Source organism: Photobacterium lucens (assembly GCF_009873615.1).
GTDB lineage: Bacteria > Pseudomonadota > Gammaproteobacteria > Enterobacterales > Vibrionaceae > Photobacterium > Photobacterium lucens.
Genome location: NZ_SSMG01000344.1, coordinates 1 through 17,833, shown reverse-complemented (window position 1 = coordinate 17,833; position 17,833 = coordinate 1). Strand labels below are relative to the sequence as shown.

General features: G+C 42.6%; 16 protein-coding genes. 5 read left to right on the top strand and 11 right to left on the bottom strand.

Annotated elements, in window-relative coordinates; translation table 11 throughout:
* The first annotated feature begins 122 nt into the window (after window positions 1–122).
* A complete protein-coding gene (locus E5A76_RS14605) occupies window positions 123–737 on the top strand; it encodes a YtjB family periplasmic protein (RefSeq protein ID WP_023930961.1) in 615 nt (204 codons plus the stop codon).
* Window positions 738–825: 88 nt separating this feature from the next.
* Here the strand turns inward: E5A76_RS14605 and deoD are convergent, their stop codons facing one another.
* The 6 genes from deoD to E5A76_RS14575 all read right to left on the bottom strand — a co-directional run bounded on the left by deoD (window position 826) and on the right by E5A76_RS14575 (window position 8,185).
* A complete protein-coding gene (gene deoD, locus E5A76_RS14600) occupies window positions 826–1,551 on the bottom strand; it encodes a purine-nucleoside phosphorylase (RefSeq protein ID WP_008988390.1) in 726 nt (241 codons plus the stop codon).
* 184 nt (window positions 1,552–1,735) lie between these two features.
* The gene (locus tag E5A76_RS14595; RefSeq protein WP_161119362.1) at window positions 1,736–2,956 is read right to left on the bottom strand and encodes a phosphopentomutase; all 1,221 of its coding nucleotides are present in this window, start codon (window positions 2,954–2,956) and stop codon (window positions 1,736–1,738) included.
* Between the two features lie 10 nt (window positions 2,957–2,966).
* Window positions 2,967–4,298, bottom strand: coding sequence for a thymidine phosphorylase (gene deoA, locus E5A76_RS14590; protein ID WP_161119361.1), 1,332 nt, complete (start codon window positions 4,296–4,298; stop codon window positions 2,967–2,969).
* A 211-nt stretch (window positions 4,299–4,509) separates the two neighbouring features.
* The gene (gene deoC, locus E5A76_RS14585; protein ID WP_053987894.1) at window positions 4,510–5,286 is read right to left on the bottom strand and encodes a deoxyribose-phosphate aldolase; all 777 of its coding nucleotides are present in this window, start codon (window positions 5,284–5,286) and stop codon (window positions 4,510–4,512) included.
* A 606-nt stretch (window positions 5,287–5,892) separates the two neighbouring features.
* A complete protein-coding gene (locus tag E5A76_RS14580) occupies window positions 5,893–7,182 on the bottom strand; it encodes a NupC/NupG family nucleoside CNT transporter (protein WP_107166806.1) in 1,290 nt (429 codons plus the stop codon).
* Window positions 7,183–7,402: 220 nt separating this feature from the next.
* Window positions 7,403–8,185 (bottom strand): TatD family hydrolase, encoded by a 783-nt coding sequence (locus tag E5A76_RS14575; protein ID WP_161119360.1) that lies wholly within the window; start codon window positions 8,183–8,185, stop codon window positions 7,403–7,405.
* Between the two features lie 235 nt (window positions 8,186–8,420).
* On the opposite strand from E5A76_RS14575, the gene prfC reads away from it, so the two are divergent.
* Window positions 8,421–10,010: a peptide chain release factor 3 gene (gene prfC / locus E5A76_RS14570; protein WP_161119359.1), complete on the top strand. Its 1,590-nt coding sequence runs from the start codon at window positions 8,421–8,423 to the stop codon at window positions 10,008–10,010.
* Between the two features lie 94 nt (window positions 10,011–10,104).
* Here the strand turns inward: prfC and rimI are convergent, their stop codons facing one another.
* The 5 genes from rimI to ubiT all read right to left on the bottom strand — a co-directional run bounded on the left by rimI (window position 10,105) and on the right by ubiT (window position 13,409).
* Window positions 10,105–10,560 carry a ribosomal protein S18-alanine N-acetyltransferase gene (gene rimI / locus E5A76_RS14565; protein WP_161119358.1) on the bottom strand — a complete coding sequence of 152 codons (456 nt, stop codon included), beginning with the start codon at window positions 10,558–10,560 and terminating at the stop codon, window positions 10,105–10,107.
* The gene (locus E5A76_RS14560; RefSeq protein ID WP_023930968.1) at window positions 10,550–10,951 is read right to left on the bottom strand and encodes a DNA polymerase III subunit psi; all 402 of its coding nucleotides are present in this window, start codon (window positions 10,949–10,951) and stop codon (window positions 10,550–10,552) included. The genes rimI and E5A76_RS14560 overlap by 11 nt, the downstream gene beginning before the upstream one ends.
* Before the next feature lie 163 nt (window positions 10,952–11,114).
* A complete protein-coding gene (locus tag E5A76_RS14555; protein ID WP_161119357.1) occupies window positions 11,115–12,212 on the bottom strand; it encodes a glycerol dehydrogenase in 1,098 nt (365 codons plus the stop codon).
* Window positions 12,213–12,394: 182 nt separating this feature from the next.
* Complete coding sequence (locus E5A76_RS14550; protein WP_161119356.1) at window positions 12,395–12,898, bottom strand: GNAT family N-acetyltransferase; 504 nt, start codon at window positions 12,896–12,898, stop codon at window positions 12,395–12,397.
* Window positions 12,888–13,409 carry a ubiquinone anaerobic biosynthesis accessory factor UbiT gene (ubiT, locus tag E5A76_RS14545; protein ID WP_161119355.1) on the bottom strand — a complete coding sequence of 174 codons (522 nt, stop codon included), beginning with the start codon at window positions 13,407–13,409 and terminating at the stop codon, window positions 12,888–12,890. The genes E5A76_RS14550 and ubiT overlap by 11 nt, the downstream gene beginning before the upstream one ends.
* Before the next feature lie 231 nt (window positions 13,410–13,640).
* On the opposite strand from ubiT, the gene E5A76_RS14540 reads away from it, so the two are divergent.
* From E5A76_RS14540 to E5A76_RS14530, 3 genes are all read left to right on the top strand, one after another.
* Entirely contained in the window at window positions 13,641–15,668 is a 2,028-nt protein-coding gene (locus E5A76_RS14540) for a sensor domain-containing protein (protein WP_161119354.1), read from the top strand.
* Between the two features lie 147 nt (window positions 15,669–15,815).
* Window positions 15,816–16,823 carry a ubiquinone anaerobic biosynthesis protein UbiU gene (ubiU, locus tag E5A76_RS14535; protein ID WP_008988408.1) on the top strand — a complete coding sequence of 336 codons (1,008 nt, stop codon included), beginning with the start codon at window positions 15,816–15,818 and terminating at the stop codon, window positions 16,821–16,823.
* Between the two features lie 11 nt (window positions 16,824–16,834).
* Window positions 16,835–17,713, top strand: coding sequence for a U32 family peptidase (locus E5A76_RS14530; RefSeq protein WP_161119353.1), 879 nt, complete (start codon window positions 16,835–16,837; stop codon window positions 17,711–17,713).
* Window positions 17,714–17,833: the final 120 nt, after the last annotated feature.

Here is a 17,833-nt window from a genome sequence, read left to right as displayed (position 1 = left end):
GTTATTATTAGGTATAGGTTCAAGAGTATGTTTTTAAACAAGATAATCACAATGAACAGCAAGATTCTTAACTCATAGATTATCGTGTAAAATAACACCAGCGAAGAAGAAAGGTTAACTCAATGATTAAATGGAAAAATAAGCGCTGGCAAAGCTTAGGACGACTTTCAGTACTGTTATTATGTGCTCTTGCCTTAATTGGGATGCTGGAATATGGCGCCCTGTTAACACAGCGTAATTATCAAATGCTAAGTGAGCAAACACAGACGTTATCGCGCATGCTTGTTCGCCAAACAGCAGAAAGTGCAGCATCTGAAATTACCGATAATGATCAAGATAAATTACAGCAACTCGTCAATCAGCTTTCTGATGAGCCTCTTATTTTAGATGCTTCTATTTATAATATTGACGGGGTAACGCTAGCTAAAACAGATCAGTCAATGCCATTAGAACAATTAACCGGGCTATCGACCCCATTGGCGATGGCAAGCATTGGACGCCAACAAATTGTTCAACCGATTTTTGCTAATAATCACGTGATTGGTTTTGTTCGTATTACCCTTGAACACAATAAACTATTGGCGCATGCAAAAAGCCAAATTGAATACATGACCAGTATTATTCGAGGCTTGATCCTCGTTGCATTAATGATTGGCTTACTATTAGCTTTTACCTTTGGTCGTCGAAAAGATATTTGGCATTTTCCTTTCTTACTTACCGCTAATGCCAAAGACTAAACGCGAGCTCCATCGAATTGATACATAAAAAAACGGAAACAGCTTATCAACTGTTTCCGTTTTTATTTATCTGTTTAATCAAGAGTGATTAAGCTTCTTCTGCATCACCTAAGATCACAGAATCTAGTGCGATTTCAATCATCTCGTTGAACGTTAACTGACGCTCTTCAGACGTTGTCGCTTCACCACGTAAGATATGATCAGATACAGTACAGATAGTTAGCGCTTTGGCACCAAACTCAGCAGCAACACCGTAGATACCCGCCGCTTCCATTTCAACACCAACGATGCCGTACTTATCCATGGTTTTGAAGAATTCAAAATCTGGGTTGTAGAACAGATCAGCAGAGAAGATGTTACCTACTTTTACAGGAATACCTTTCGCTTTTGCTGCTTCTACTGCGTTTTGTACCATACCGAAATCAGCAATCGCTGCGAAATCGTGACCGCCAAAACGAATACGGTTTACTTTAGAATCTGTCGATGCGCCCATACCGATAACAACGTCTCGTAACTTAACGTCGTCACGTACTGCACCACAACTACCCACACGAATGATCTTCTTCACACCAAAATCTTTAATTAATTCTGTTGCGTAGATAGAACATGATGGAATACCCATACCGTGACCCATCACAGAGATCTTGCGACCTTTGTATGTGCCCGTGAAGCCTAACATACTACGTACATTACATACTTCTTTTGCGTCTTCTAGGAAAGTTTCAGCGATGTACTTAGCACGTAGCGGATCGCCCGGCATTAGCACTACATCTGCAAAATCGCCCATTTCAGCATTAATATGTGGAGTAGCCATAGTTGTATCCTTTTCCTATTTTTAGTTAGCTGTCAGTGTTGAATTATGCTCAACATTAAAGACTGACATTTCGCTAAACACGCTGTGACTGTCTGGCATTATAAAGTGGAAAATACTAAACAATCATGTCTTTTTTATAATAAATAAGGGTAAATAAGATTTACCCTTATAAGAAATTTTTCAATTATAGAAATGACTTACCGTATTCCATATCAGAAGTACCGAAGTACTCTGCTAGGCTTTGACCGATATCGGCAAATGTTTCACGACGACCTAATGAGCCTGGCTTGATTTTAGGACCTGCAACCAATACTGGAATGTGCTCACGAGTATGATCAGTACCCGGCCATGTTGGATCACAACCGTGATCGGCTGTAATGATCATAACATCATCACCTTGAAGCAGATCTAAGATCTCAGGTAGGCGACGGTCAAAGTATTCCAGTGCAGCCGCATAACCTGCCACATTACGACGGTGACCATAAGCTGAATCGAAATCAACAAAGTTAGTGAACACAATGGTGTTATCACCCGCTTCTTTAATTTGCGCTAACGTTGCGTCAAACAAAGCAGGAATGCCTGTTGCTTTTACCTTGCGTGAGATACCGCAACCTGCGTAGATATCAGAGATCTTACCGATAGATACTACTTCGCCTTGTTTCTCATCCACAAGCTTTTGCAAAATCGTTGCAGCTGGCGGCTCAAGCGACAAATCACGGCGGTTACCCGTACGCTCAAACTGACCTTTACCTGCACCGATAAATGGACGCGCGATAACACGACCAATGTTATAATCTTCTAGCTCTTCACGGACAATTTGGCAAAGCTCTAATAGACGATCTAAACCAAATGTCTCTTCATGACAGGCAATCTGAAATACTGAGTCAGCAGAAGTGTAGAAGATTGGTTGACCCGTTCTCATGTGCTCTTCGCCTAGATCATCCAGTACTTGTGTACCCGATGCATGGCAGTTACCAAGGAAACCGTCTAAACCTGCGCGCGCTAGAATGCGATCAGTAAGCTCTTTCGGAAAACTGTTTTCTTTATCGTCAAAGTAGCCCCAATCAAACAACACCGGCACACCAGCAATTTCCCAGTGACCAGATGGCGTATCTTTACCAGAGGATAGCTCTTGTGCATGAGCATAAGCGCCAGTGATCTCTGAGTTTGGATCCATGCCTTCAGGGAAGCTACCGCATGATTCTTCACACGCTTTCGCTAAACCTAATTTAGTTAAGTTTGGTAAGTGTAATGGACCGTTACGATCGCCGTTATTGGCTTCGCCACGGGCACACGCCTGTGCAATATGACCTAATGTATTTGCACCTACATCACCAAATTTATCAGCGTCTGCAGAGGCACCAATACCAAAAGAATCTAGCACTAAAATAATTGAACGTTTCATAGTTACTCCATTACACATCTTGCTTGCTGACACGACGGTATACTTCAGGGGTGGCTTCAGGTTTATTGTCACTCACAGTGATGTTGCTACGAACAGCTTTTGCAGCTTCTTCCCATTGTGCTTCAGTACGTGCATGTACCATAGCTAATGGGGTATCAGCGTACACTTCATCACCTAAGCGGATCATGTCACTAAAGCCCACAGCATAGTCGATCTTATCGCTTGCTACGCGACGACCACCGCCCATACCCACTACAGCCATACCTAAACCACGGGTATCCATGGCATAAGCAAAACCTGTCGTTTCAGCAAATACTGGCTTCACGATTTCAGCTTTTTCTAAATAGTTGTCATAGTTGTAGATGAAATCTGTAGGGCCACCTAAACCTGCCACCATTTTGCCAAATCGCTCTGCCGCTTGACCGTTATCTAATACTGCTTGCAGCTTAGTACGTGCTTGTTGCGTATCAGCAGCTAACTTACTGATCACTAACATTTCAGCACACAATGCCATAGTTACTTCAAACAAACGAGGGTTACGGTATTCACCGGTTAAGAACTGTACTGCCTCACGCACTTCTAGTGCATTACCCGCGCTTGATGCTAATACTTGGTTCATGTCTGTTAGCAATGCAGATGTACACGTACCTGCACCGTTTGCTACTGCGACGATGGATTTCGCTAGATCTTCAGAAGCTTGGTAAGTTGGCATAAATGCACCAGAGCCTACTTTCACATCCATCACTAAGTAATCTAAGCCGGCTGCTAATTTCTTCGATAAAATTGAGGCGGTAATGAGCGAAATATTATCAACCGTTGCAGTCACGTCACGGGTTGCGTAAACACGCTTATCTGCTGGAGCCAAATCACCGGTTTGACCAATGATCGCCACACCCGCATTTTTCGTTACCTTACCGAACACTTCATTGGTTGGAGTGATGTTATAGCCAGGAATGGATTCTAGTTTATCAAGCGTACCGCCTGTATGACCTAATCCACGACCAGAGATCATTGGTACGTAACCGCCACATGCCGCCACCATCGCGCCTAGCATTAATGAAGTCACATCACCCACACCACCGGTTGAGTGTTTATCAACAACAGGACCATCAAAGTGCATGTATCCCCAATCAATCACCATGCCCGAATCACGCATTGCACAGGTCAGTGCCACACGCTCATCCATAGTCATATCGTTAAAGTAAATTGCCATTGCGAATGCCGCAATTTGACCTTCAGAGACAGTATCTTTTGCTACGCCTTGAATGAAGAAATTAATTTCATCGGCTGTTAGTTCAATATTGTCACGCTTTTTACGAATGATTTCTTGAGGTAAGTACATGCTGATCCTCTTATTTTTTGTTCAGCTAAGTAGGGAGTACTAACGCTTTAATTTATGGTGTTTTGCTTTATTTTCTAAATTTTAGGTGCAAAAAAGGCAACAACCACGAAAACGCAGTGCTGATAAACAAATTAAAGTATTAGTTACGACGTTAATAACGTCGCCAAAGAATTTAAACAAGGTGGCATTTCGCCACCTTGTTTACAAAGGATTAGTAGCCGCCTTGCGCCGCTGCTTCACCTTCGCCTAATGTGTGTAGCAAGTTAGCAAGTAAGCTTGATGCACCAAAACGGTAGTGACGGCTATCCGCCCACTCAGCACCTAGAATTTCATCAGCCATTGCTAAGTATTGTTGCGCATCTTCTGCTGTACGCACACCACCAGCAGGCTTAAAGCCAACTGTTTTTTCTACGCCCATGTCTTTGATCACGTTAAGCATGATTTGTGCGTATTCTGGTGTTGCGTTTACAGGCACTTTACCGGTTGATGTTTTGATGAAATCTGCACCAGCATTGATTGAAATTTCAGATGCTTGCTTGATCAGTGCTTCTGTTTTTAGCTCACCCGTTTCGATGATAACTTTTAGTAGTACGTTGTCGCCACATGCCACTTTACATTGCTTCACTAGCTCAAAGCCAACTTCTGCATTACCAGCCATTAGTGCGCGGTATGGGAATACTACGTCTACTTCGTCAGCACCGTAAGCAACCGCCGCTTTTGTTTCAGCAACAGCGATTTCGATATCATCGTTACCGTGTGGGAAGTTAGTTACTGTTGCAATGCGTACTTCTGGCGTACCTTGCTCACGTAGTTGCTTCTTCGCTACTGGGATAAAGCGAGGGTAAATACACACTGCTGCCGTGTTACCAACAACTGTTTTAGCGTTCTTACAAAGCTCGATCACTTTTGCATCAGTGTCGTCGTCATTCAGTGTTGTTAAATCCATTAATTTAAGTGCACGTAGTGCAGCAGTTTTTAAATCGCTCATGACTATCTCCAGTCGTAATATTTAATTCAAAGCTTCTCAAATTAAGCTGTGAATATCAGTATAAACGAAGGTAAAGCACTCATGGTTTTTCCATCAGGCTACCGTATGCAGTATCAAATACTGCAACAAATGAGCGGACTTGATTCCTTGAAGTTTCCAGTAAGTAAATACTTACCAAATGACTTATCCATATTCCCGCGCAAGAGCAGCAACACACGGCGCAACCCTTGCAAAATCGCTTTATTTGTTGGGTTCAATCATAACAACTCGACCGTCATTCGACTATCAAACTTATGTTTCCTCCCGTGGATAATGTGTTTACTAAAATAATAAATCAGAAACAGTAAAAGCGTTATTCTGCCTAACCCTATTGATTTAAAATAAGTGGTATTTGCTCGTCACATTACCCTTTTTGAATGGCGTAAGAATAGCAGAGTGAAAATATAGAAAAGGGAACGCAATCGATTTTATGAAAGTTCATTTCGAACTATCGCCATAATGTTTACCTATACTGTTGAAAAACGCCAAAGCTACCATCACGCAAACATAAAAAAACGCCCTAACTGACAGTTAGGGCGTTTTTATGAGATTTGATTATCTTTGCAATTACATCGCTAGAGAGATAAACAGACCAGCAATTGTTGCAGACATTAGGTTCGATAATGTACCTGCTGCTACCGCCTTCATACCGAAGCGAGCGATTTCTGCACGGCGGCTTGGAGCAAGGCCACCTAGACCACCTAGTAGGATTGCAACCGATGATAGGTTTGCGAAACCACATAGTGCGAATGAGATAATTGCTTTTGTCTTCTCAGACATTGCAGCGCCAGTTTGAGCAACGATCATGCCACCATCTGCTACGTCTTTTAGGTACGGTGCAAAGTTTAGGTAAGCAACGAATTCGTTAACAACAATCTTCTGACCAATGAATGAACCAGCGATTTGTGCTTCACCCCATGGCACACCGATTAGGTAAGCAAGTGGTGCGAAGATGTAACCTAGGATCAGTTCTAGTGTTAGCTGAGGCATACCGAACCAACCACCGATGCCACCTAGCATACCGTTGATTAGGGCGATTAGACCGATAAATGCTAGTAGCATTGCACCTACGTTTAGCGCAAGCTGCATACCAGATGAAGCACCTGCTGCTGCTGCGTCGATAACGTTAGCTGGTTTTTCAATGCTTTCATCTTCGTTACCAGCAAGCTGTTCGATAGGCTGCTCAGTTTCTGGCTTGATGATTTTAGCAAACAGTAGACCACCTGGTGCTGCCATGAATGATGCAGCAATTAAGTATTCTAGTGGTACACCCATTGATGCGTAACCAGCTAGTACACCACCAGCCACTGACGCCAAACCACCACACATTACAGCGAATAGCTCAGATTGCGTCATCTTAGGAATGAATGGACGAACAACTAATGGCGCTTCTGTTTGACCAACGAAGATGTTCGCTGTTGCTGACATAGATTCAGCGTGAGAAGTACCCAATACTTTGCGTAGACCACCACCAAGAATGTTGATAACAATTTGCATCACACCCAAGTAGTAAAGAACACTAATCAACGCAGAGAAGAAAACGATAACAGGAAGAACGCGTAGGGCGAATACGAAACCACCACCACCGAATACTTCAAACATTTTATCCGATGTTAGGCCACCAAATAGGAAGTTGATACCGTCATTACCGTAAGCGATAACGTTAGCAACAGCCTGCGACATGCCATATAGCACATCACGACCAACTGGCACATACAGTACGAATGCACCTAATAAGAATTGGATAGCAAATGCGCCACCAACAGTACGTAAGTTAATTGCTTTACGGTTATCAGAAAGTAGTACTGCAATTAGTAGCAGAACAACCATCCCAACCAGGCTCATAAACATGCTCATGGTTTATGTATATCCTATAAGTTAAATTTGGCGTCTCAACAATTCGGCTCTCTATAAGAGTCGTGCGCATTATACGCATGCAGCCCGTAACAAAGTAATGCCACCATCACAGTTTTAGAGCTGTAAACATGCAAGAGTTACCCACTCTGTGAACACAATCACAAAAAGTTAGAACCAAAAAGCAAACGTTTTACGCAATCGTTTGTCTTTTGTACCAAGATCACGAGGGAATTTTAAATAGTTCATGTGCAGTTAAGGTTGTAGCACCGATAACATCCTCTATTTCTATCCCTTTAAGCAGTGCAACTGACTGCGCAATATAGGTTAAACGTTCAGGTCGATTGGGTTCTCCTTGGAAACCACAAATAGGCATATCAGGTGCGTCAGTCTCTAAAACGATAGCTGACATTGGAAGCTTCCTGATGGTTTCACGAGTCTTTTTCGCCCGTTCGTACGTGATTGTGCCGCCGACTCCAATTTTGATCCCCAAATCCAACAATTGAGAAGCTTGCTGATAACTACCACTAAAACCGTGATAAACCCCACCTTGAGATGGCATGTCTGCTTTAATGGCTCGCAATAATTCAGGAAAGGCTTTACGACAATGTAATATGACTGGAAGATGGTAAGTATTCGCTAACTTTAGTTGCTTAGTGAGCCAAAATAGTTGCTGCTGACGATCAAACTCTGCAAGTGCAAAATCCAAGCCGCATTCACCTACTGCAACACACTTTGAATGGGACTGTTTAAGTACACGGGCTAATGCATGCTCCAATTGAATACAAACATCATCACTATGTTCAGCACTAAAGAAAGGATGAATACCCAAACCGTAATAAAGCTCATGATGGTGTTGGCATAACTGCTCAATATTATGCCAATTAGATTGCCCCACAGAGGGAATGACTATTTGCTTAACTCCAGCTGCTTTTGCCAAGGTTAACGCACGCTCTGGATCATCACTAAACGGGGGAAAATCAAAATGGCAATGGGTATCTATCATCTATAATCCCTTTCATTACAAATCTCTTGTTATGAAGAGATACCTTACCGCTCTCTTCTATTTGGTTAAGAATACTTTATTTCACTATGCTCAATTAAGGATTCTTATACGCCTAGATTGAGTCTCACGTTAAAATCAGCGACAATAAGAAGTAATTCACCATTCATTTTGTTCTGTTGCTTTGCTTGATCATGACAGCGGCAACGGAGTACTTTTATTAAAAAAGAACACGCTAATGTCGCAAACTCAGTTTCAGGGCGAAGTATCTAAACGTCGTACTTTCGCTATCATCTCTCACCCCGATGCGGGTAAAACAACCATTACTGAAAAAGTACTGTTATTCGGAAACGCTATCCAGAAAGCAGGTACAGTAAAAGGTCGTGGTTCAAACCAACACGCAAAATCAGACTGGATGGAAATGGAAAAAGAGCGTGGTATCTCTGTGACTACCTCTGTAATGCAGTTCCCATACAACGAATGTCTGGTAAACCTACTTGATACTCCTGGACACGAAGACTTCTCAGAAGATACCTACCGTACCCTAACGGCTGTTGACTCATGTCTGATGGTTATCGATGCGGCAAAAGGTGTCGAGGATCGTACTCGTAAGTTAATGGAAGTAACACGTCTGCGTGATACGCCTATCGTTACCTTCATGAACAAATTGGACCGTGATATCCGTGATCCAATGGATCTACTTGATGAAGTTGAAAATGAACTAGGCATGGCATGTGCCCCTATTTCATGGCCGATCGGTTGTGGTAAAGAGTTCAAAGGTGTTTACCATATTCACCGTGATGAAACGATCCTATACAGCACAGGTCAAGGTCACACGATTCAAGAACAACGTATCATTAAGGGTCTTGATAACCCTGAGCTTGATGAAGCAGTGGGCAGCGATCTAGCTGAGCAACTTCGTGAAGAGCTTGAGCTTGTACTGGGTGCTTCAAACGAATTTGATGAAGAGCTATTTCTAGCTGGTGAATTAACACCGGTATTTTTTGGTACTGCACTAGGTAACTTTGGTGTTGACCACATGCTTGATGGTTTAACTGCATGGGCTCCTGCACCACTACCTCGTCAAGCTAATGAGCGTGAAGTTGAAGCAACGGAAGAGAAGTTCTCTGGTTTCGTATTTAAGATCCAAGCCAACATGGATCCTAAGCACCGTGACCGTATCGCATTCATGCGTATTGTATCGGGTACTTACAATCAAGGTATGAAGATGAACCATGTTCGTACTGGCAAAAACGTAAGTATCTCTGATGCGGTAACCTTCATGGCGGGTGACCGTTCTCGTGCTGAAACGGCTTATGCTGGTGACATCATCGGCCTACACAACCACGGTACAATCCAAATCGGTGATACTTTCACTCAAGGTGAAAGCTTGAAGTTCTCAGGTATTCCAAACTTCGCACCAGAATTGTTCCGTCGTATTCGCCTAAAAGATCCACTAAAGCAAAAGCAGCTACTAAAAGGTCTAGTACAGCTTTCTGAAGAAGGTGCGGTACAGGTATTCCGTCCACTGCAAAACAACGATTTGATCGTAGGTGCGGTAGGTGTGCTTCAGTTTGATGTGGTTGTTGCACGTCTAAAAGCAGAATACAACGTTGAAGCAATTTACGAAGGCGTTAACGTGGCAACTGCACGTTGGGTTGAATGTGGTGACGTGAAGAAACTAGAAGAGTTTAAACGTAAGAACCAAGCAAACCTTGCACTTGATGGTGGTGATAACTTGTCTTACATCGCACCAACTATGGTTAACCTAAACCTTGCGAAAGAGCGTTTCCCTGAAGTTGATTTCCGTGCTACTCGTGAACACTAATCACTACTATTGGGTTTAACCTGTAGATATAACAAAGCCGAGCATCATGCTCGGCTTTTTCATATGAGTAACTCTTCAAATCAAGACAAAAAGCTTAGCCAAATGGCATAAACATGTACGCCATGATCAAAGCATCTTCACGACCTGTTGCTGTCGGGTAGTAATCTACACGACGGTTAGTTTCATTAAATCCAGTTGCTTCGTAAAGCTTATAGGCGCTAGTGTTACTTTCACGCACTTCTAGCCAAATTTCTTCTGCTTGTTTCGCTTCTAGCGCATCAATAAAACCGTTTAATAAGATTTTACCGTAGCCCTTACGTTGATGTGCAGGATCAATGGCAATATTAAGTAACGTACCTTCACCTGCCACCAGCTGCCCATAACAGTAACCAACAACTTTATTATCTGCGATTAAAACGTAATTTGCCGCAATACGATTGGGCTCTTTACGGATCATTGATTCAGCCCAAGGAAAGGCATGAGCTGCTTGCTCAATACGCCATACCTCATCACAATGCTGCGCTTCTAAAGGAATAATTTTATGCGTCATAACTACAGATCTGTTGCCATAATGTTTTCTTCGCAGAAGGATCATTATGCATTAACGGTAAAGATACGGAATTAAGTACCTGACATCCGGTAGGATGAGCGCCTTGGCAACCTGCAAACCAACACCACGTTAAATGGTGCTCACCGACTTGTTCTAGGGCTTCAAGTGGCAGCGATAACGCCTGTTCAGGTTGTAATTTCATGCTACTGAGAATACGTCCAAACAACCATGCATCATGCTCATTGAGTTCATCATTGGTAACTAACAGTAGTTTGCAACTTTCAGGGAGATCAATCACAGGAATGACTTGATCAGGAAAGATTTCAGGCTTTCTCACCTGCCAATAGGTTAACCCCATTTCTTGGAGCACCTGAATATCACGCTGTTTCATTCCGTACCTGCTATCTTACTTCCACAGCATTATGAGCAATGCTATGGCAATTCATGGCGCTGATCCTACCAAATTACGTCTCAGTTGTACTTATAAACCCAATGAAATAATGGATAAAAAAATACCGACAGCAAAGTCGGCATTTTCCTCACATGTCATGGCATTAATCGTGATAGCGCTGCGCCAGCTTATTTGCTTCAATGATCGCTTGGTACACCTGATTAGCACTGACTTTCACTGGCATATTGCCCATTGAATTTGCCGGAGAGCAGGCCATATCAACCACTTCTCGCCAGTCAGATTCCACAAACTCATCAATACCGAAATCAGCTAATGTCAGTGGCAGCCCTGCTGTTTTGATCACGTAAATCACATTCTCAATTTCTTCAATATCGGCTTTCTCTAACACCAATTGTACTAGCAGACCAAATGCAACTTTCTCACCGTGTTGAATGTGATTAAATTTCTCGAGCGATGACATACCATTACAGATAGCATGTGCACAGGCGATACCACCGGATTCTGCAGCGACACCGCTTAAGTACACAATGGCTTCCACCATCTCTTCTAAAGCAGGAGTCACTTCCTGACGACGTACCGCTTCCATTGCCATTTCAACATTATCGACAATTAACTCGTAGCACATCAACGCCATACCAAGCCCAGTGCGTGACACACGGGTTTTCACCAAATTTAAACTGGCTGCATAACAACAAGCTCGAGTTTCAAAAAAGGTCGCTAGCGCATCACCAATACCCGCAGCAAAATATTTTTCCGGCGCTTGAGCAATAAGGCGTGTATCTGCCAACACTACATCTGGGTTTTGCGGTAAAACTAAGTAACGATCGAATTCGCCATTCTCGTTATAAATAACAGAGACAGCGGTACAAGGTGCATCACTGGATGCAATGGTTGGGAAGATCACCACTGAAGCATGGCTATAATGAGCAACCGCTTTTGCCACATCTAAGGTTTTACCACCGCCAATACCAACAACAATATTGGCACCTTGTGTTTCTACTACCTGACGTAAGCGCTCAATTTCATTCTCGGTACATTCACCCTGAAATTTTTCAGCACATGCCATGATCCCTGCTTGTTCTAAACACGGCATCGCCTGTTGTAGAACACGTTCGAGAATGAACTCATCACAAATAAGCAATGCATTATTGCCAAAGTCTTTAATAAAGCCGTCAAGTTGTGCCAATAAATCTTGACCAATAATGAATTTTTTCGGGGATGTGATGCTGCGAGGGATCATCGTCAATAGTCCTAACCATATACTTATACGATGATAAATTATCACGATGGAAAAATAAGAAATATCTAGAAATTAGATATCTTACATCCCAATAGTAAAATGAATGAATACATGAAAATAAAAAAGCACAGCATTAAGTGCTGTGCTTTAAAAATAACGAATAACAACATCACGATATGTTATTACAGCGCATCAAACTCTGGGCTGTATTTCACCATGCCTTGGTGCTGAGCAACGGTACCTGGAAAAACATCACATACCATGAATGCTTCTTCCGTATTCGGCCATGGACAAGTCAGTTGGTGATCTAATGCTTTTTCAAAGCCCGCTTTTGCGTAATAAGCAGGATCGCCTAATACTACGATCGCAGGGTAGCCAAAATCACCCAATACGCTTTTCGCTTCTTCAATCAGCGCTTGACCAATACCTTGACCTTGATAGTCTTCACGCACAGCTAAAGGCGCTAAGCCTTGCCAATTATGATCTTCACCATCAATGGTCACTGGGCTAAAAAAGGCATTACCTACCACTTCACCCTCGTCATTGCATGCCACCAGCGATAAGGTTCGACAACCATTTTCACGTAATGTCATCACAAGGTTGGCTTCCGCTTCAGATGGAAAAACAGCTTTGAGTAGGGTATCTATTGGTAAGATATCAGCAGGAGCTTCAGATCTAATGAGCATTTAAGGCCTCTTGGGCAGCACTGCGCTCATGCATACCTTGATGAATGAACTCAGCTGATTGCTGCAAAATAAACTTCACAGGAGCAGGTAGAGAATCAAGATCGATACTATCCATCAAGTTTTTCACTTCTAGACCTAACTCAGTATCCCCTTCAATACGAAGACGACGTTGGAAGAACAGTGTATCAGGATCTTCTTTACGTGCAGCAATAAGTACTAAATCATTACACTCACCGCTGAAACTGACATCTTCTTGCTCGCAGTGCTCCGCAACCACTAGCTTGTCATCTTCATAACTAATGAACCATTGCAGACCTAAATCACGCACTTCTACTTTTAGCCAACGATCTTCTAAGAACTCAAAATCGCCATCCTCTAGCGCTTCTTTGAAAACCATAGCTAAGCCTTCTAACATCACTTTCTTTTGTACAGAGAAAGGCGTTAATTTCGCAGGTACGCGGAGTAGTGAAGGAGCATGTTGAACTATTTGTTTTCGAAGTTGAGCAATCACAATGATTTATTCCTGTTTAAAATCGCACTTAGATCCCGATTGTATGGCAAGATAGCAGTTTCGTTTTATGCCTTGAGTCAAAAAAAACGCTTCTGTATTGGCAAAGTTCATAATAATTTTCGCCACGGGCTGTATATTAAGGCTAGAGTACATTCATAACATTTATATATACGCTACTTGGTACATACGTAGCGCATTAAATATAACACCGACATGGAGAATGGTGACTAAATGCCAACAGAGCAACTAGACTATTGGTTTCCTTTGCTGACTGATAATAGCCCCTTCTTTTTTGCCATCCTTGATCGTCAACATAATTACTATGCGGTAAATAATCGTTTTTGTGAAATCAGTGGGCTCGAACGTGAAGCGCTGCTCGGTAATAACGATTCTAATGTTTTAGGCGATCATTACTACCAATCTCTAAAACCTTATTATGATCGTGCTTTTAACGGTGAAAGCGTTGAAGCAGAGGTCGTACTCAATGACAGTCGCCACGAATCAAGCTTGCACTTTAGCCTTGCCCCTCTTTGCGATCTTAAAGGTAATATTCAACATATTATTCTGCACTCAATTGATACTTCTGAGCGCCAAATTCTTATTCATTCATTGGAAGAAACTGAGCATCAGCTCAATCAGTTAAATAACCTGATCAGCGAAGGGATCTGTTTGATTGAAAACAATGTAGTGATCAACGCCAATGATCAGGCGGCGATTCAACTTGGCTTTCCTACTAAAAAAGAATTACTAGGATGTTCACTCGATCAATTGCTGCTAGATAGCAACAATCAACCTTGTACGAGTGAAAGACTAAAAAGTGACGACAGTAAGTCACCCGCTTGCTACACCCCAATCAATAAAAATGAACAAACAAAACCAGTAAAACTCAGCATATCCCCCGTTAAACAAATGGGCTCTGAAGCACTATTGGTGAAAATTGAAACCACACAAGAGATCAAACGCCAGCAAGGACACATTGAACAGTTAGTACAAATGGATCCATTAACTGGCTTGCTCAATCGCCATGGTTTTACCCGTCAGCTAGAAAAGCTGATGAAAGCCGAAGTACCTGTGGTAATGCTCTATATCGACATTGATAATTTTAAGAATATCAATGATTCGTTAGGCCATCATATTGGCGATAAAGTACTGCAAGAAATCGCCCAACGTCTACGCCGTTTATTACCAGAAACTGCAATTATCGGCTATTTAAGTGGTGATGAATTTGCCATTTTACTGCCAAACCCAGAGCATGAACGTACTGGCGAAATTATCTCTGAGCAAATCATTGCACTGGTTAATCAACCTTTTGAGCTACGTCATTTTAGAAAACACCTTGCCTGTTCAATTGGTATGGTGACATCACCTGGGCATGGCAGTGATGCCCGCATGATGCTACAAAATGCCGATACAGCCATGTATGAAGCCAAGCACCGTGGTCGTAACCGTTTAGTTGAATTTAATGATTCTATGAGCAAAGAAGCTCGTATGCGCTTATGGCTTGAAATTGAGCTACAAAAAGCGCTGCAAAATAACGGCTTAGAAGTGTGGTATCAGCCGAAAGTGAATGCCCGTGATTTTGCCATTGATGGCGCAGAAGCACTCGTGCGTTGGAAACACCCTGTTGAAGGCTATATTAGCCCTGCCCAGTTTATTCCAGTGGCGGAAAGCTCTGGCTTAATTGAACAGCTAGGCTGTGCTGTAATGCGTGAAGTCTTTACCACTGTTAGCCAATGGAAAAAACGTAAGCTGCTGACAGGACGTGTTGCGATTAACTTATCACCACAGCAATTTGGTAATTCAGGTTTAATTAGCTTTGTTGATAAGCTCCGTCTATCTACCGATATAAATCCGGCAGACATTACGTTTGAGCTAACCGAAAGTGCGGTAATGAGTGACGGTGAACATACCGTTCAGATGCTAAATTCGATCAAGCAACTGGGTTTTGCCCTTTCTATTGATGACTTTGGTACCGGTTATTCATCGCTATCGTATCTCGCTCGTTTCCCACTTGATGAACTAAAAGTGGATCGTGCATTTATTCAAGATATCGACACCATTCCCAAGCAAGTTACCTTAATTGAAAACATTATCAATTTAGGAAAGTCACTCAAAATGAGTGTGGTGGCAGAAGGGATTGAAACCCGCCAACAAGCGACACTACTATCGAATTTAAACTGTGACTATATCCAAGGTTTCCACTTTTATCGCCCGATGCCAAAACACGAATTAGAAGCGATTTTATTGCAGAATAAATGAGTCAAATTCACCTCAAAAAAGGAGCTTCACGGCTCCTTTTTTCTTAATAAAAACAACGAAAACCTGCCTAAAATCAAAGCACCATTCATTAAACACTTTTAGGATCATCGGTCATCATTTTATTCAAAGACTGGATGATAAAAAATAATGGAGCTTCTCTGCCCCGCTGGTAACCTTCCAGCCTTAAAAACCGCAATTGATAATGGTGCTGATGCCGTTTATATCGGTTTCAAGGACGATACCAATGCCCGCCATTTTGCTGGTTTAAACTTCACTGGCCGCAAGCTAGAAAAAGCGGTTGAGTACGTTAAAGATCATAACCGTAAACTTCACGTCGCACTTAACACCTTTGCCCATCCAGATGGTTTTAACCGTTGGACAAAAGCGGTTGATAACGCTGCCGCTATGGGTGTAGATGCGTTGATCGTGGCAGATATTGCCGTATTAGAATACGCAGCAACCCATTACCCAGATTTAGAGCTGCACCTGTCTGTGCAAGCCTCTGCTACCAATACGGCTGCGATTGATTTCTACAAACAGAACTTCAATGTAAAGCGTGTTGTACTGCCTCGCGTATTGTCGATCCATCAAGTAAAACAACTTGCCCGTAATACTGATATGGAGCTCGAAGTATTTGCTTTCGGCAGCCTATGTATTATGTCTGAAGGCCGTTGTTACCTATCGTCTTACATGACAGGTGAATCACCAAACACAGTGGGAGCTTGCTCTCCAGCTAAATTTGTTCGTTGGCAAGAAACCCCGCAAGGACTTGAGTCTCGCTTAAATGAAGTGCTGATCGACCGTTACGGTCACGGTGAAAACGCTGGCTACCCGACGTTATGTAAAGGGCGTTTTGATATCAACATTGATGGTGAAAACAAACGCTACCATGCGCTTGAAGAGCCAACCAGCTTAAACACGCTTGAGATCTTACCAGAGCTATTTAAAGCCAACATTGCTTCAGTGAAAATTGAAGGTCGTCAACGTAGCCCTGCGTATGTTGAGCAAGTGACACGTACTTGGCGCGCAGCTATTGATCACTACCTTGCCAATCCTGAAGGCTACCAAGTTAATCCAGCTTGGAATGCTTGTTTAGGTAACGTTTCAGAAGGTAAACAAACCACACTCGGTGCTTATCACCGTAAATGGCAATAAGGAGCCAAACAATGAAATACTCTCTTGGCCCATTGCTTTACTTCTGGCCGAAAAATGATGTTGAAGCATTTTACCAACAAGCGAAAAACAGCAATGTTGATATCATTTACTTGGGCGAAAGCGTGTGTTCAAAGCGTCGTGAACTAAAGCCTGCACAATGGTTAGAGATCGCAAAAGATATCGCGACGAGCGGCAAACAAGTAGTGCTATCGACCATGGCATTACTTGAAGCGCCAAGCGAAGTGAACATCATGAAGAAGTATGTCGATAATGGCGACTTCATCATTGAAGCGAACGACGTTTCCGCAATTCAATTGGCTTCCCAAGCGAAGATCCCATTTGTCGTTGGCCCTGCTGTAAACTGCTACAACGCACAAACGCTAAACCTGTTTTTAAAACAAGGTATGACCCGTTGGTGTATGCCCGTTGAGCTTTCTCGTGAATGGCTTAGCAACACACTAACAGAGTGTGAAAATCTGGGTATTCGCAATAAGTTTGAAACGGAAGTGTTCAGCTACGGCTACCTACCGTTGGCGTACTCTGCGCGTTGTTTTACTGCACGTGCTGAGAACCGAGCTAAAGATGATTGTGAAACCTGCTGTATTAAGTACCCACAAGGGATCACCGTCAACAGCCAAGAAAGTCAAAAAGTCTTTACGCTAAACGGTATTCAAACTCAATCTGGTTACTGCTACAACTTGATCAACGATCTAAAAGGCATGGCTGATTTAGTTGATGTGGTTCGTCTAAGTCCACTAGGTCTTGATACCCTAAGTTTGGTCGATGATTTTCGTTCAAATGAGCAAAGTGAAGTTCGCCATCAGTTAGCAGACAGCCACCAATGTAATGGTTACTGGCACAGCCTTGCTGGACTTAACATTAGCGAATAACAACGCAAACACTCGCTCAAAAGAGCAAATAAAAAAGCCGCATTCATGAAGTGACCCCCAATAGTTGGACACCAATTATTGGGGGTCTTTTATGTCCAAATATAGTCGAGAGTTAAAATG